Annotated in this window: 14 protein-coding genes; 2 read left to right on the forward strand and 12 right to left on the reverse strand. The window is 69.1% G+C overall.

Annotated features, from left to right (window positions below; translation table 11 throughout):
- Positions 1-143: 143 nt before the first annotated feature.
- From NMI01S_RS25040 to NMI01S_RS25060, 5 genes are read right to left on the reverse strand one after another with little or no spacing between them, the layout of a single operon-like run.
- Positions 144-1,304 carry an acyl-CoA dehydrogenase family protein gene (locus NMI01S_RS25040; protein ID WP_063001166.1) on the reverse strand — a complete coding sequence of 387 codons (1,161 nt, stop codon included), beginning with the start codon at positions 1,302-1,304 and terminating at the stop codon, positions 144-146.
- A 23-nt stretch (positions 1,305-1,327) separates the two neighbouring features.
- Positions 1,328-3,349 (reverse strand): acetyl/propionyl/methylcrotonyl-CoA carboxylase subunit alpha, encoded by a 2,022-nt coding sequence (locus tag NMI01S_RS25045; protein ID WP_063001167.1) that lies wholly within the window; start codon positions 3,347-3,349, stop codon positions 1,328-1,330.
- Positions 3,350-3,357: 8 nt separating this feature from the next.
- On the reverse strand, positions 3,358-4,962 hold the full coding sequence (locus tag NMI01S_RS25050; RefSeq protein WP_063001168.1) for an acyl-CoA carboxylase subunit beta: 1,605 nt from the start codon (positions 4,960-4,962) through the stop codon (positions 3,358-3,360).
- Positions 4,959-6,110, reverse strand: coding sequence for an acyl-CoA dehydrogenase family protein (locus NMI01S_RS25055; RefSeq protein WP_245717013.1), 1,152 nt, complete (start codon positions 6,108-6,110; stop codon positions 4,959-4,961). Before NMI01S_RS25055 ends, NMI01S_RS25050 begins: the two co-directional genes overlap by 4 nt.
- Positions 6,107-7,822, reverse strand: a complete 1,716-nt coding sequence (locus NMI01S_RS25060; RefSeq protein ID WP_063001170.1) for an acyclic terpene utilization AtuA family protein — start codon at positions 7,820-7,822, stop codon at positions 6,107-6,109. Before NMI01S_RS25060 ends, NMI01S_RS25055 begins: the two co-directional genes overlap by 4 nt.
- A 180-nt stretch (positions 7,823-8,002) precedes the next feature.
- Between NMI01S_RS25060 and NMI01S_RS35415 the strand changes: the two genes are divergently transcribed.
- The gene (locus tag NMI01S_RS35415) at positions 8,003-8,155 is read left to right on the forward strand and encodes a CG2302 family histidine operon protein (protein WP_167669934.1); all 153 of its coding nucleotides are present in this window, start codon (positions 8,003-8,005) and stop codon (positions 8,153-8,155) included.
- A gap of 22 nt (positions 8,156-8,177) precedes the next feature.
- Here the strand turns inward: NMI01S_RS35415 and NMI01S_RS25070 are convergent, their stop codons facing one another.
- From NMI01S_RS25070 to thiO, 6 genes are all read right to left on the reverse strand, one after another.
- Positions 8,178-8,942: an adenylate/guanylate cyclase domain-containing protein gene (locus NMI01S_RS25070; protein ID WP_063001297.1), complete on the reverse strand. Its 765-nt coding sequence runs from the start codon at positions 8,940-8,942 to the stop codon at positions 8,178-8,180.
- Between the two features lie 699 nt (positions 8,943-9,641).
- Positions 9,642-10,403 (reverse strand): ABC transporter permease, encoded by a 762-nt coding sequence (locus NMI01S_RS25075; RefSeq protein ID WP_063001172.1) that lies wholly within the window; start codon positions 10,401-10,403, stop codon positions 9,642-9,644.
- Positions 10,403-11,368 carry an ABC transporter ATP-binding protein gene (locus tag NMI01S_RS25080; protein ID WP_063001173.1) on the reverse strand — a complete coding sequence of 322 codons (966 nt, stop codon included), beginning with the start codon at positions 11,366-11,368 and terminating at the stop codon, positions 10,403-10,405. Before NMI01S_RS25080 ends, NMI01S_RS25075 begins: the two co-directional genes overlap by 1 nt.
- Positions 11,369-11,502: 134 nt before the next feature.
- Entirely contained in the window at positions 11,503-12,294 is a 792-nt protein-coding gene (locus NMI01S_RS25085) for a thiazole synthase (RefSeq protein ID WP_063001174.1), read from the reverse strand.
- Position 12,295: 1 nt separating this feature from the next.
- Positions 12,296-12,532, reverse strand: coding sequence for a sulfur carrier protein ThiS (thiS, locus tag NMI01S_RS25090; RefSeq protein ID WP_063001175.1), 237 nt, complete (start codon positions 12,530-12,532; stop codon positions 12,296-12,298).
- Positions 12,529-13,623, reverse strand: coding sequence for a glycine oxidase ThiO (gene thiO / locus NMI01S_RS25095; protein WP_063001176.1), 1,095 nt, complete (start codon positions 13,621-13,623; stop codon positions 12,529-12,531). The genes thiS and thiO overlap by 4 nt, the downstream gene beginning before the upstream one ends.
- Positions 13,624-13,771: 148 nt before the next feature.
- On the opposite strand from thiO, the gene thiE reads away from it, so the two are divergent.
- On the forward strand, positions 13,772-14,476 hold the full coding sequence (thiE, locus tag NMI01S_RS25100; protein WP_063001177.1) for a thiamine phosphate synthase: 705 nt from the start codon (positions 13,772-13,774) through the stop codon (positions 14,474-14,476).
- A 47-nt stretch (positions 14,477-14,523) separates the two neighbouring features.
- On the opposite strand, the gene NMI01S_RS25105 is transcribed toward thiE, so the two are convergent.
- Entirely contained in the window at positions 14,524-15,195 is a 672-nt protein-coding gene (locus NMI01S_RS25105; protein WP_084513244.1) for an NUDIX hydrolase, read from the reverse strand.
- Positions 15,196-15,253: the final 58 nt, after the last annotated feature.

Here is a 15,253-nt window from a genome sequence, read left to right on the forward strand (position 1 = left end):
CGGTACCCGCGGTTTCGGTGCCCGCGGTTTCGGTGCCCGTGGTCTCGGTGCCGGTGGTTTCGCTCACGTGTGCATCCTCCTCATCCGGTTCGTCGATGCTGTCCTCCGGCCGGGCCGCGCGGGGCGCCCCGGCCGGTCGCCGCTCAGTACGACTTCGGCAGCCCCAGCGAGTGCTGGGAGACGAAGTTCAGGATCATTTCCCGGCTCACCGGAGCCACCCGCGCGATCCGCGCCGCGCCTAGCATGCCCGCCAGACCGATGTCCGCGGTCAGGCCAGAACCGCCGTGGGTCTGGATGGACTGATCCAGAGCCTTGATACTCGCTTCCGCCGCAGCGTATTTCGCCATATTGGCGGCCTCCGCGGCACCGAAGTCGTCGCCGGAATCGTAGAGGACGGCGGCCTTCTGCATCATCAGCTTGGCCAGTTCGAGTTCGATCTTCACCTGGGCCAGCGGATGCGAGATGCCCTGGTGCGCCGCGATCGGCGTCTTCCAGACCTGCCGTTCCCGGGCGTATTCGACCGCCCGGTCGATGGCGTAGCGGCCCATGCCGACCGCCATCGCCGCACCCATGATGCGCTCGGGATTCAGGCCGGCGAACAGCTGCGCGATCGCGGCGTCCTCCTGGCCCACCAGCGCGCTGCCGGGCAGGCGCACATCGTCGAGGAACAGCGTGAACTGGTTGTCCGGTTCGATGATGTCCATCTCCTGGCGGTTCTTCTCGAAGCCGGGAGTGTCGGTCGGGACGATGAACAGCGCCGGCTTCAACTTGCCGGTCTTGGAATCCTCGGTGCGCGAGACGATCAGCACCGCCTCGGCCTGATCCACACCGGAGATGAAGATCTTGCGGCCGTTGAGGATCCAGTCGCCACCGTCGCGGCGCGCGGTGGTGGTGATGTTGTGCGAGTTGGAGCCGGCGTCGGGTTCGGTGATGCCGAACACCATCTTCGACGAGCCGTCGGCCAGCCGGGTCAGCCAGTACTGCTTCTGCTCCTCGGTCCCGTACTTGGTGATGATGGTGCCGCAGATCGCGGGCGAGACCACCATCAGTAGCAGGCCCGCGCCCTGGGCGGCCAACTCCTCCATCACCAGCGCCAGTTCGTAGATTCCGGCGCCTCCGCCGCCGTACTCCTCCGGCAGGTTCACACCGAGGAAGCCGAGTTTGCCCGCCTCGTCCCACAATTCGTCCAGCGGCTCGTTGCGGCGCGCCTTCGCGGAGACGTAGTCGCGGTAGTTGTACTTCGCGGCGAGCTTGGCGACGGCCGCCCGCAGCTGCTTCTGTTCGTCGGTTTCGATGAAACTCATGGACATTCTCCTGTAGTGGGCCGCTATTCGGCGGCGGCTTCGGCCGGTGCCGCGGTGGCTTCGGCGTGGACGACCGCCAGCACGGCGCCGACGTCGACCTGTTGTCCCGCGACCACATTCAGCTCGGTCAGCACACCGGCCGCCGGCGCGGCGATGGTGTGCTCCATCTTCATGGCCTCGAGCCAGAGGATCGGCTGCCCCTTCTCGACGGCGGCGCCGACCTCGGCACCCAGCCGGATCACCGAACCCGGCATCGGCGCCAGCAACGACCCCTCCGCCACCTGGTCGGCCGGGTCCGAGAAACGCGGAAGCCTGCGCACCGCGACCGGGCCCAGCGGCGAATCGACCGCCACCAGATCGCCGTAACGCGCGACCTCGAACCGGCGCCGCACCGAGCCACGCTCGCCGGGCACACCGAGAACCACGACATCCGGTGTGGCCTCGATCAGTTCGAGTCCCTCGTGACCCTCGACCTCGAGCCCGGAGCGAGTGAGGCGGTAACGCACCTCGTGCGTCCCCGACACCCGGCTCTCATAGGACTTGCTCTGCGCCTGTGAGGGCAGGTTGCGCCAGCCGCTGGGCAGCGCCGCGCCGACGCGCGCCCGCGCTCGGTTGGCGGCCGCGTCCGCCAGCGCCGCGGCGACGATGGACAGCGCCTCGTCGCCGGGGGAAACCAGCGGCGCGGCAAGGTTTTCCAGTCCGTGGGTGGCGAAGAACGCGGTATCGGTGTCACCGGCGAGGAAGGCCGGATGCCGCAGCACCCGCACCAGCAGATCGCGGTTGGTGACCAAACCGTGGATGCGGGCCCGCTGCAACGCCGTCGCCAGCAGATGCGCCGCTTCCTCGCGGGTGTCGGCATAGGAGATGACCTTGGCCAGCATCGGATCGTAGAACACCCCGACCGCCGAACCGTCCACCACACCGGAGTCGAGCCGCAGACCGGGCTCGGTCAGGACGGTGAATTCCGCTGTACCCGAAGCGAATTCGATGTGATGCACCGCGCCGCTCTGCGGCTGCCAGTCGTGTGCCGGATCCTCCGCGTACAACCGCACCTCGATGGAGTGACCGCGCATCGGCGGCGGCTCCGGTGGCAGCCGATAGCCCTGCGCCACCTGCAGTTGCAGCCGGACCAGATCGAGGCCGGTGGTGCATTCGGTGACCGGATGCTCCACCTGCAGGCGGGTGTTCATCTCCAGGAAGAAGAAATCGCCCTGTTCGTCGGCGAGAAATTCGACCGTGCCCGCGCCTTCGTAGGCGATCGCCTCGGCGGCCAGCCGGGCCGCCTCGAACAACCGCTCCCGCATGGGAGCGATCCGCTCGACCAGCGGCGACGGCGCTTCCTCGACCACCTTCTGATGCCGGCGCTGAATCGAACATTCACGCTCGCCCACCGCCCAGACCCGGCCATGGGTGTCGGCCATGACCTGCACCTCGATGTGGCGGCCGGTTTCCAGGTAGCGCTCACAGAACACCGTCGGATCGCCGAAGGCCGATTCCGCCTCGCGCCGGGCCGCCTCCAGCTGATCCGGGAGCTCCGCCAGCGAGCGCACCACCCGCATACCGCGCCCGCCGCCACCGGCGGAAGCCTTGATCAGCACGGGCAGCAGAGCCTCGGTGACCTCGGCCGGATCGAGTTCGGCCAGCACCGGGACGCCCGCGGCGTCCATCATCTTCTTGGATTCGACCTTCGAACCCATCTGCTCGATGGCCGCGACCGGCGGGCCCACCCACGCCAAGCCCGCATCGATCACCTGGCGAGCGAATTCCGCGTTCTCGGAAAGGAATCCGTACCCCGGATGAATCGCGTCGGCGCCCGCGGCGTGGGCGGCCTCGATGATCAGATCGCCGCGCAGATAGGTCTCCCCGGGTGTGTTGCCGGGCAGCCGGATCGCCGCATCGGCCTCGGCCACATGCGGTGCGTTCGCATCCGCGTCGGAATACACCGCGGTCGTGGCGATGCCCATGCGCCGGCAGGTCGCGAACACGCGCCGGGCGATCTCCCCGCGGTTGGCGACCAGAACGTTCGTGATCGGCCCTACTGTCATCTCAGACCTCACATCCGGAAGACGCCGAAGCCCTCGGCGCCCTTGATCGGGGCATTGTGGATGGCCGACAACGCCATTCCCAATACCGTGCGGGTGTCGCGGGGGTCGATCACACCGTCGTCGTAGAGGCGGCCCGACATGAACATGGGCAGCGACTCGGCCTCGATCTGGGCCTCGATCATCGCGCGCATGCCCTTGTCGGCTTCCTCGTCGAACGCCTGGCCGCGCGCCTCGGCGGCGGCCCGGCCCACGATCGAGATCACGCCCGCCAGCTGCGCACCGCCCATCACCGCGGATTTCGCACTGGGCCAGGCGAACACGAAGCGCGGATCGTAGGCGCGCCCGCACATGCCGTAGTGCCCGGCCCCGTAGGAGGCGCCCATCAGCAGCGAGATGTGCGGCACCTTCGAATTGGAGACGGCGTTGATCATCATCGCGCCGTGCTTGATGATGCCCTTCTGCTCGTATTCCTTACCGACCATGTAGCCGGTGGTGTTGTGCAGGAACAGCAGTGGGGTGTTCGACTGGTTGGCCAGCTGGATGAACTGCGCGGCCTTCTGCGCCTCCTCGGAGAACAACACCCCGCGGGCGTTGGCGAGGATGCCGACCGGATAGCCGTGCAGCTCCGCCCATCCGGTGACCAGGCTGGAACCGTAGAGCGGTTTGAACTCGTCGAAATCGGAGCCGTCCACCACCCGGGCGACGACCTCGCGCGGGTCGAACGGAATCTTCAGATCGGTGGGCACGATGCCGAGCAGTTCCTCGCAATCGTAGAGCGGTTCGATCACCTCGGCGGGCGGACGCGGGGCGGGCCCGGTCTTGCGCCAGTTCAGCCGCCGCACGATGGACCGGCCGATCCGGATGGCGTCGCGTTCGTCGGCGGCGAGATAGTCGGCCAGACCGGAGGTGCGGGCGTGCATCTCGGCGCCGCCGAGCGATTCGTCGTCGGACTCCTCACCGGTCGCCATCTTGACCAGCGGCGGGCCGCCGAGGAACACCTTGGAGCGTTCCTTGATCATGACGGTGTAGTCGGACATGCCGGGAATGTAGGCGCCGCCGGCGGTGGAGTTGCCGAAAACTAGTGCGATGGTGGGAATTCCGGCCGCGGAGAGCCGGGTGAGGTCGCGGAACATGCGTCCACCCGGGACGAACACCTCCTTCTGCGTCGGCAGATCGGCGCCGCCGGATTCCACCAGGCCGATCACCGGGAGCCGGTTCTCCAGCGCGATGTCGTTCATGCGCAGGTTCTTGCGCAGCGTCCAGGGATTCGACGTGCCGCCGCGCACCGTCGGATCGGGTGCCACGATCATGCATTCGACGCCCTCGACGATGCCGATGCCGGCGATCACCGAGGCGCCCACGTGGAATTCGCTGCCCCAGGCCGCCAGCGGCGCCAGCTCCAGGAAAGGCGAGTCCTCGTCGATGAGCAGTTCGATGCGCTCGCGCGCGGTGAGCTTGCCGCGCTTACGGTGGCGCGCCATCTTGTCCGGGCCGCCGCCCGCGATGTTCTTGGCGTATTCGGCTTCGACCTCGGCCAGCTTCTCGGTCATGGCGTCGGCGGCGGTGCGGTAGTCCGCCGAGTTCGGGTCGATGGCTGTACGGAGAGTGCTCAAGATCGGTACCCCAATCGCTTGGCCGCGAGGCTGGTCAGAATTTCGTTGGTGCCGCCGCCGATGCCGAGGATGCGCACATCACGGTAGTGGCGCTCCACCTCGGATTCGCGCATGTACCCCAGGCCGCCGAACAACTGAACCGCTTGGTGGGCAACCCATTCCGCGGTCTCGACCGCGGTGTTCTTGGCGAAGCACACCTCGGCGATCAGATCGGTTTCCCCGTCCGCCGCGCGTTCGGCCACGTGCCGGGTGTAGACGCGGGCGACGTCGATGCGGCGAGCCATCTCCGACAGCGTGTTCTGCACGGCCTGCCGGCTGATCAGCGGGCGGCCGAAGGTCTCGCGGTCGCGGCACCACCCCAGGGTCAGATCCAGGCAGCGCTGCGCATGCCCGTAGGCCTGCACCGCCAGGCAGACCCGCTCGCTGACGAAAGCCTGTGCGATCTGGGCGAATCCGGAGTTCTCGGCGCCCACCAGATTCGACACCGGCACGCGCACGTCGACATAGGACAGTTCGGCGGTATCGGAGGCCAGCCAGCCCATCTTCTCCAGTTTGCGGCTGACCGTGAATCCCGGCCGGTCCTTCTCGACCAGCAGCAGCGACACACCGGATGCGCCGGGGCCACCCGTGCGCACGGCGGTCACGACGTAGTCGGCCCGCACCCCGGAGGTGATGAAGGTCTTCGCTCCGTTGACCACGTAGTCGTCGCCGTCGCGCACGGCGCTGGTGGTGAGATGGCCGACGTCGGAGCCGCCGCCGGGTTCGGTGATGGCCAGCGAGCCGATCTTCTCCCCCGCCAGAGTGGGCTTCACCCAGCGTTCGATCAGTTCCGTGTTGCCGGACGCGGCCATGTGCGGCACCGCGATTCCGCAGGTGAACAGGGAGGCGAACAGTCCGCCCGAGCAGCCGGCGTAGTGCATCTCCTCGGCGACGATGGCGGCGTCGATCCCGTCCCCGCCCGCACCGCCGACCGCCTCCGGGAACTGGATGCCGAGCAGCCCGAGCGCACCGGCCTTCTTGTGCAGTTCACGGGGAATCTCACCGGCACGCTCCCATTCGTCCAGATAGGGCAGCACCTCGCGCTCGGCGAAACCGCGGACGGTAGTGCGTAATTCACGCCGCTCGGGCGTCTGCCAGACACTGCTCACGGTAGTAACTCCACGGGTATGTCGATGTGGCGGGAACGCAGCCATTCGCCGAGTCCCTTGGCTTGCGGATCGAATCGGGCCTGATAGGCGACGCCGAGGCCGAGCAGGTCCTCGACGATGAAGTTGACCGCTCGCAGGTTCGGCAGGACGTGCCGGGTGACGGTGAGCTTCGCGGTCTCCGGCAGCAGCGCCCGCAGCGTGTCGACGGTGAGGGTGTGCACCAGCCAGCGCCACTGGTCGTCGGTGCGCACCCATACCCCGATATTGGCGTTTCCACCCTTGTCGCCGCTGCGGGCAAGCGCGACGGAACCTAGTGGAACACGGCGTGTTTCACTCGCCGGAAGCGGTTTCGGCAGCTCGGGTTCGGCCACCTCGTCCAGCTCCCGGGTCTGCGCGGGCGGGGCGATCGGCACGCGCGTTCCATCGGGCAGTACCGCGGTGTGCGCGACCTCGGCCGCGTCGACATAGCCCGCGGTGTAGACGCCGTAGGGCGCACCGTTTCCGGGCGGCGTGGTCATGGTGAAGCCGGGGTAGCTGGCCAGCGCCAATTCGACTGCGACACTGGAGAATGCGCGTCCCACCTTATTTGGATCGGGGTCGCGGACCACGCAGCGCAGCAGGGCGCTGGCCTGTTCCTCGGTCTCGGCGTCGGGACGGTCCAGCCGCGACAGCGACCAGTCGAGTTCCGCCGGGCGCACCGGCAGCCAGCTCTCCAATTGCCGCTGTGCCAGTGCGGCTTTGGCCTCGATGTCGAGACCGGTCAGCACGAAGGTCATCTCGTTGCGGAAGCCGCCGAGGGTGTTCAGCGAGACCTTCAACCGCGGCGGCGGCGCCTCACCGGTCACGCCGCTGATCAGCACCCGGTCGTCACCGTCGGCGGCGAGCCGGATGCTGTCGAGGCGGGCGGTGACATCGGGTCCGGCGTAGCGCGCGCTCTGGATCTCGTACATCAGCTGCGCTTCGACGGTGTCGACGGTGACCGCACCACCGGTGTTCGCGTGTTTGGTGATGACGCTGCCGCCGTCGCGGCGGATCTCGGCGATCGGGAAGCCGGGACGGTCGAGATTCTCGATCTCGGTGAAGAACGCGAAGTTGCCGCCGGTGGCCTGGGTGCCGCATTCGATCACGTGCCCGGCGACCACCGCACCCGCCAGCGCGTCGAAATCGTCTCGGGCCCAGCCGAAGTGGGCTGCCGCTGGCCCCACGACCACGGAGGCGTCGGTGACCCGGCCGGTGACGACGATATCGGCTCCGGCGTTCAGCGCCTCGGCGATACCCCACGCGCCCAGGTAGGCGTTGGCGGTCAGCGGCGCGCCCAAGCCCAGTTGCTGGGCGCGCGGGAGCAGGTCGTCTCCTTCGACGTAGGCGATCTTCGGTGTGAGGCCGAGCTTTTCGGCCACCTCGGCGACCCGCTGCGCCAATCCCGCCGGATTGAGTCCGCCCGCGTTCGCGACGATGCGCACGCCGCGTTCGAGCGCCAGGGCGAGGCAGTCCTCGAGTTGCCGGACGAAGGTCTTGGCATAGCCGAGGGCCGGATCCTTCATCCGGTCCCGGCCGAGAATCAGCATGGTCAGTTCGGCGAGATAGTCACCGGTGAGCACGTCGAGTTGCCCGCCCTCGAGCATCTCGCGCATCGCGCTCGACCGGTCGCCGTAGAAGCCGGAACAGTTGCCGATCCGGAGGACCTCCGGGTCGGCGCCGAGACTCGTCATCTGCGCGGCGCCTCCTCATGCGACGTGCCTGCCGCAGCACCTGCGCTGCGTCGGGTTCCAGGTTCACATCGGGCGCAGAAAAAATCAAGCCTGCGTGCTTGTTAATTGCCGAAGCAGCAGGTAGAAGCCGTGGATCCGGCCGGTGTCCGGGGCCCGCGCGCCGCCGGGCAAGATGGCGGGGTGTCCAATTCCGTCATCTTCGTACTCCTGCTGGCCGTAGCCGGATTCCTGGTCGGCGGCGCCTTCACCATGTGGAAGAACTCGCGGGCGCTGTCGGTGATGCTGGGCGTCTGCGCGGTCCTCGCGGTCGTCGGCGCGGTCACCTGGTGGTAGACCGGCCGATCACGCCCACCGCCTAGTCTCCGGCGAGGCGGAAGATCCGCATCCCCTCCGGAACGCCGTTGAGCGGGGCGGCGAACATACTGCGCCGATAGGGCTTGGCCGCGACCTCGAGTTCCTTGAGCGTGCTCGGCTCCAGCGCTTCGAGGGTGGTCTCCGAGATCATCGTGTTGCCGTTGCCGCCGGCCTCCATCACCCGGGCGGCGATGGTGACGTCCACACCCAGCCAGTCGCCGCCGATCTCGCGCGGCGTCCCGGTGTGCAGACCGGCCCGCATACGCGGCCGATATCCCGCCACCTCGACCCGGTCCAGGTTCTTCTTCGCGGTCAGCACCGCACGCACCGCACTGTCCGGGGAGGCGAAGACCGCCATCACCCCGTCGCCCATGCGCTTGACGACCTGACCACCCCGATCGACGATCGGCGGTTCGATGGCTCGCGCCACCCGCCGCAACAACTCCAGCGTCGCCTCGTCACCGGCCGACAGCGACCACCGCGAGAACGCCACCAGGTCGGTGAAGACCACCGTGATCTCCGCACTGCCCTTCCCGCGGCCGACGCGCTCCAGCATGGCCTGCCAGACCTGCAGCGCACCCAGACCGAGCTCCTTGGCCGCGCTGGGATTGTCGCCCACGATCTTGTCGGCCGCGCGGGCCACCGCCCGCGCACCGCCGGGGCCGGACAGCGACAGCGGGTCGCCGAATGCGGGATCGCCGGGCAGGCTCTCGCGCGCCTTGCGAATCGCGCCGATCACGTCGGCCCGCTGATTGGCCGCGGCCATCAGCGAGGACAGCTGATCGGATCTGCGCCGGCCGAACGACCGCAGGCGAGATTCGGCCTCGTCGGCCGGCGTGAGCGGAATCACGATCTCGACATCCGGATCGCCACCGGGATCGACGCCGGATTCGGGCCGGTCGACCGGCAGCGCCGCATCGGCTCGTGTCGTGTCGCCGGCCTCGGCGTTTCGACGGTCGGCCTCGGCGTTTCGACGATTGTCCGCACCGGAACCGGTCCCCCTTTTGCCTTGCCTACCGGCGGTGCCGTTGCGACGCGACCCCGAACCGCCCGTGCGGTTTCGCGCATCTCCGGGACGGGCTGCGCGGGACGCGTTTTCGCCGTCGCCGGAAGGTCTTTCGCTCACATCCCGAGCGTAGCCAATGATCGCCACCTGCCACCTCTCTATCGGACGGAGCGGGCACAGCGCTGGGTCCGCCGATGGATAACGTGTTGGTTGCCCGGCCGATGTTACCCACCGGCTCTTCCACACGGAAGGTCCAGCGAGGCTGTTAACGAAGGCTTTGCACACAGCACACCGGCCCGATGCGCAGCGCGAAACGGCTGCACATCGGGCCGGTGATCGTCACATCCGCCGGGCAGTGGCGGCTGTGACCGGGATAGCAGTCCCCCGACAGGACCGCCCTCCCGCTCCCGGGCTTCGCGAGGGTGAGCGCCCGGGAACGGGCAGGTATCAGGTTGTGGATCAGGCGTCGCGGCGGTCGACCACGATCAGGGCGGCGCCGAAGACGACCGCCACGAAGACGATGAAGTAGACCAGTCCGCCCCACGGACCCCAGTGCCAGTGCGCCGCGGAGGAGGCGTCCTGCCCGAGGAACCGGTTGATGTTGGCGAAGGGCAGGAACGGCTGCACGCTGCGGCCGAAGCTGCCGAAACTACCGAGCAGCGTCTCGATCAGCAAGGGCCACAACACGATCAGCGAGATCGCCGCGGCCGACTGCCGCACCAGGGCGCCGATGCCGACCGACAGGATCACCGCCAGGAAGGCGTAGATCGCCAGTCCGTAGAGCGCGCGCCAGTCGGCGTCGGAGTTCAGGCTCATCTGCCGCCCCGCGTCGCCGGCCAGCGGTTTCGCGATGAGATAGGCCAGCAGGCCCAGCACGAAGGTCAGCACCGCAGCGTAGGCGCCGGTCAGCAGGGCCTTGGTGGTGAGGACCAGGGATCGGTTCGGGGTGGCCTGGAAAGTGGTCCGGATGATGCCGAAGCGGTATTCACTGGTCACGGTGAGGGCGGCCATGATCATCAGAACCATGACGCCGAAGCCGGAGACACCGACCATGGCGCCGGACGTGGTCAGCGTCGTTTCGTTCTCGTGGCCCATACTCGCCCGCGAGACGCCCGCGATCAGGGCGGCCAGGCCCAGGCCCAGCGCCACGACGATCGCCGAACACCACCACGGCGACCGGGTCGAGGTGAGTTTGATCCGCTCCGCGGCGACGACACCCATCAGAGCGCACCTCCCATCGCCTGCTCGACGCCCTCACCGTGGTACTGCACCGCACCTCCGGTCATCCGCATGAACGCCTCCTCGAGCGAAGCCTGTTGCGGCGCAAGCTCATACAGGGTGATGCTGTTCGCGCCCGCCAATTTGCCGATGGCGTCGCTGGTTTCCCCGACCACCACCAGCGCGGGGGCGGTGTCGGCCGAGGCTTCGCGGTCGGCCGCGCTGCCGTCCTCGCGCACGGTCATCCCGTTCGAGGTGAGCAGACTGCGCAACTCGTCCAGCTGCGGACTGCGCACCCGCACGGTCGATTCCGACGATTTCGCGATGAAGTCCTTGGTGTCGGTGTCGGCGATCAGCCTGCCGCGCCCGATCACGATCAGATGGTCGGCGGTCTGCGCCATTTCCGACAGCAGATGGCTCGACACCAGCACGGTGCGGCCCTCGGCGGCCAGTCGCTGCATGAACCGCCGGATCCACAGAATGCCCTCGGGATCCAGTCCGTTGACCGGTTCGTCGAACAGCAGCACCGGCGGATCGCCGAGCAGCGCCCCGGCCAGGCCGAGCCGCTGCGACATGCCGAGTGAGAATCCGCCGGCCTTCTTGTCGGCGACCTCGGTGAGGCCCACCAGCCGCAGCACCTCTTCCACCCGGCCGGCCGGAATGTCGTTGGAGGCCGCCATCCAGCGCAGATGCGAGCGAGCCGACCGGTTCGGATGGACCCACTTGGCATCCAGCAGGGCACCGACCGCGCGCAGCGGATGATCCAGCTCGCGGTAGCGCTTGCCCTGGATGACCGCCGTCCCGGCCGTGGGCTGATCCAGGCCGAGGATCATCCGCATGGTGGTCGACTTACCGGCGCCGTTCGGGCCGAGGAACCCGGTCACCTTGCCGGGTGTGACCGTGAACGACAGGTTCTCGACGGCAACGGTCGCACCGAAGCGCTTGGTAAGACCTCTGCATTCGATCATGGGCACCAGTCTCCCCGAGAAAGCGGCACGCGACCATCGCTCACAGGTCGCGAGTCCGGTCATCCTCGAGGATGAGGGGGACCCCTAGGGTCCCGGTGGGCTCACCCAGTCGCGACCTGGGGACATCCCCGTGTTCACACCGCGGGTGAGGAAGCCTGCGCCCAGAACCGCTTGGGGATACGCCCGGCGTGGCGGGCCAGGTGGCCGGCCCGCACCGCGGCCGCCATCGCCGTCGCCATCCGGGCCGGATGCCGGGCACGGGTGACGGCGGTGGCCAGCAGTACGGCCGAACAGCCCAGTTCCATCGCCAGCGCGGCGTCGCTCGCCGTGCCGATTCCCGCGTCCAGTACGACCGGAACCCCGGCGGCCTCGACGATCATCTCGATATTGTGCGGATTGCCGATGCCCAGCCCGGTGCCGATCGGCGAACCGAGCGGCATGACCGCGGCACAGCCGGCATCTTCCAACCGGCGCGCGAGGACCGGATCATCGGTGGTGTAGGGCAGCACCACGAAGCCGTCGTCGACCAATTGCTCTGCGGCCGAGACCAATTCGATGGCATCCGGCAGCAGTGTGCGTTCGTCGGCGATGACCTCGAGTTTCACCCACTCGGTTTCCAGCGCCTCGCGCGCCAGCTGCGCGGTGAGGACCGCCTCGGCGGCGGTGCGGCAGCCGGCGGTATTGGGCAGCGGGGCGATGTCGAGGCGTTTGAGCAGATCGAGCACGCCCGTTCCACCCGCGGCGTCGATGCGGCGCATGGCGACAGTGGTCAATTCGGTACCGGAGGCGACCAGCGCCTCCTCGAGTACCGCCAGATTCTCCGCGCCGCCGGTGCCCATGATCAGCCGGGAGCCGAATTCGCGATCGGCGATCCGCAGCGGCTCGACCGGCCGCGATTGCGTGCCCGGAAGGTCGGCGCCCGACATGTCAGCCACCCTGCACCGCCGTCAGGACCTCGATCTCCCAGCCCCGGCCGACGGGCTCGTCCCACCGCGACTTCGGAAACAGCGCACCGTCCACCGCCAGGGCCACGCCGCGGCACGGCAGTTCCAGACGCTCGAGCAGTTCCCGGACGGTGAGCGGCTCCGCGAAGACGTGCTCGGTGCCGTTCACCGTGACGCCGACGGGAATCGATGGGGACGCGGAACTCGGTTGCGCGGTCACTGGTTACCTCCTGATGATGATGCGGGAGTAGCGGTTTCGGCAGTGGCGAAACGGTGCGGGTCGGCGGCCTTCGCCTCGGCGAGGACATCGTCTGCCAGCAGCGCCGCCACCGCGTCGACCGTGATCGGTACGCCGAGGATGCCGTTGCGACCGTGCCCGGTGGCGGCGATCACCCGATCCGAGAGCCATCCGATCAGCGGCAGATTGTCGGGGGTGGCGGGACGTCCGCCTGCGGCGGCCTCCGCCAGTTCGTATTCGCCGAGGGCCGGCCACACCGCTTCCGCGTCGGCGATCAGGTCGCGGACTCCGGCGACGGTCACGGTGGTGTCGAATCCGGCCTCGTACTGCGTGGCGCCGACCACCAGGCCGTCGGCGCGCGGGACCAGATAGACCGGCCGGCCGTGCACCCGCGCGCGGATCACCGAGGAGGGCGGCGGCGGGGTGCCCGGGCGCCGGCGCAACCGCAGGATCTCGCCCTTGACCGGCCGCACCGGCAGCTCCCACAGCCGGGCGCTGGCCGAGCCGGCGGCCAGCACGACCCGGTCGTGGCCGAGTTCGTCCACAGCCGTCACGGGGGTGGAGTCGATGTGCACACCGGCCTGTTCACATCCGCGACGCAGGGCCGCGAGCAGCAGGCGATTGTCCACCGCCGGTTCGTCGACGGCCAGCAGACCGGCCCGGACGGTCCGCGAGAGCCCGGCCTCGGTCGCGCGGACCCCGGCCCGGTCGAGCACGCGCATCGCATATCCGTGGGTTCCGCAGAAGTCGGCGATCGTGCGCAGGTCGGCGGCATCGGCCGCGTCCAGCGCGAGGGTGAGGGTCTGGCGGGCCACGAAGACGTCGACCCCGGTGGCCTCCCGCAGCCGGGCACCGAATTCCGGCCAGCGCCGCAATGATGCGGCGCCGAATTCGAGCAGGTCGTCCTCGCCGGGCCAGCCCTCCGACAGAGGAGCGAGCATGCCGCCCGCGACCCAGGACGCGCCGGACCCCACAGCGGGATCGAGAATCGTCACCGACCAGCCCTGTTCGGCGGCCCGCCAGGCCACCGCCAGACCGATCACACCCCCACCCACGACGGCCAGACTTCGCATCACTCCACCTCGCTCGGGTCCCGGCCTCGCACGAACCGCGCCGTGCACGGGCCGACACCGGGAAATCGGCGTTCCCGCGCGGCCGCCATCGCTGCGGGAATGCCCTCTTGTTTCGCCTCTCCACGGTAGCGCGGCTACGGTCGAAGCCGTGCAACCGTCCCAACCGCAACGCCCGATGGCACCGCGCGAACGCCTGGCCTCGGCCCGGCTCTACCTGTGCACCGACGCCCGGCGCGATACCGGTGATCTGGCCGCATTCGCCGAGGCGGCGCTCTCCGGTGGTGTCGACATCATCCAACTGCGTGACAAGGGTTCGGCCGGCGAGGCGAAGTTCGGGCCGCTCGAGGCCGGCGCCGAACTCGGCGCGCTGGCCGAACTGAAGGCCGCCGCCCGCCGCCACGGCGCGCTCGTCGCGGTCAACGATCGCGCCGATATCGCGCTGGCCGCCGGCGCCGATGTGCTGCATCTGGGCCAGGGCGATCTGCCGCCGTGGTACGCCCGCCGGATCGTCGGGCCGGATGTGGTGATCGGCCGGTCCACCCACAATCGCAACCAGGCCGGACTCGCGGTCGTCGAGGAGCACATCGACTACTTCTGCACCGGGCCGGTGTGGAATACGCCGACCAAACCGGGCCGCACGGCGGCGGGTATCGAGTTGGTGCGCTCGACAGCGGAGTCGCATCCGACCCGGCCGTGGTTCGCGATCGGCGGGATCGACCGCGACCGCCTGCCCGAGGTGCTCGCGGCCGGCGCCGACCGGGTGGTCGTGGTGCGTGCCATCACCGCGGCGCGCGACCCTCAGGCCGCCGCCCGCGAACTCAAACAGCGGCTGCTGGAGAACGCGGCGAACTGATCCACAGCCGTACACATGGGGAGGACACGGCTATTCACATACGGCGTTCAGTCCAGTACCTGGTCCAGGGTCAGCACGAGAGTTTCCTCGTACCGCGCGTACCCAACGGATCCGTTCTCGCGCTGCGCGATCCGGGCGGTCGGCGCGGCGGCATCGTGCGTGTCGAGCCACAGGAAGCCGCGATCGGCGAGGTCGATCGTGCGCGGCAGCACCGCCGCGATGGCGGCCGCCTCGGCGAGGCCGTCCAGTTCGAGCCGGGCCGCGGCCGCGCGCAGCCCGGGCCACGCGACGGCGAATCCGGGATGCAGCGGCCGGGCGTCGACCTCCTCCTCGGGGACCCACGCCAGCTCCGCGCTTTCGCGATTCGCGGTGGTCGCCAAGGTTTCCGACACATCGGCCACCACGGTGGTGTAGGTCCAGCCGGAGTCCGCGGTACTCGTCACCCGGCTGCCGCGCACGCGGACCGCTTCCGGATCGATTCCGGCTTCTTCCTGCGCCTCACGGACCGCAGCGTGCACGCTGGTCTCATGACTGTCGCGTGCGCCACCGGGCAACGCCCACGTTCCGCCCTGATGGCTCCACGGCGCCCGGTGTTGCAGCAGCACCAATGCGCCGCCGCCCTGCCGGGGTGCCCGCAGCAGCAGTCCGGCGGCCCCGAACAGGCCCCACTGCCGCGTCCCATCGGGGCTTTCCAAGAAGCCGTCTCCGTCACCGCGCATGCTCCGCCTCGTCCCGATCCGCGCCGGCGTCCTGACCGCCGGCCTCCGGTACCGCCGT

It is taken from the genome of Nocardia mikamii NBRC 108933 (assembly GCF_001613505.1).
GTDB lineage: Bacteria > Actinomycetota > Actinomycetes > Mycobacteriales > Mycobacteriaceae > Nocardia > Nocardia mikamii.

Bases quoted from the DNA above. Each gene is read 5' to 3' on its own strand.
- NMI01S_RS25070 (WP_063001297.1), bottom strand. From the start codon at position 8,942: ATGGCCGCGGCCAATCAGCGGGCCGACGTGATCGGCGCGATTCGCAAG.
- NMI01S_RS25040 (WP_063001166.1), bottom strand. From the start codon at position 1,304: ATGAGTTTCATCGAAACCGACGAACAGAAGCAGCTGCGGGCGGCCGTC.
- NMI01S_RS25105 (WP_084513244.1), bottom strand. From the start codon at position 15,195: ATGCGCGGTGACGGAGACGGCTTCTTGGAAAGCCCCGATGGGACGCGG.
- NMI01S_RS25075 (WP_063001172.1), bottom strand. From the start codon at position 10,403: ATGGGTGTCGTCGCCGCGGAGCGGATCAAACTCACCTCGACCCGGTCG.
- NMI01S_RS25045 (WP_063001167.1), bottom strand. From the start codon at position 3,349: ATGACAGTAGGGCCGATCACGAACGTTCTGGTCGCCAACCGCGGGGAG.
- NMI01S_RS25080 (WP_063001173.1), bottom strand. From the start codon at position 11,368: ATGATCGAATGCAGAGGTCTTACCAAGCGCTTCGGTGCGACCGTTGCC.
- NMI01S_RS25085 (WP_063001174.1), bottom strand. From the start codon at position 12,294: ATGTCGGGCGCCGACCTTCCGGGCACGCAATCGCGGCCGGTCGAGCCG.
- thiO (WP_063001176.1), bottom strand. From the start codon at position 13,623: ATGCGAAGTCTGGCCGTCGTGGGTGGGGGTGTGATCGGTCTGGCGGTG.
- NMI01S_RS25060 (WP_063001170.1), bottom strand. From the start codon at position 7,822: ATGACGAGTCTCGGCGCCGACCCGGAGGTCCTCCGGATCGGCAACTGT.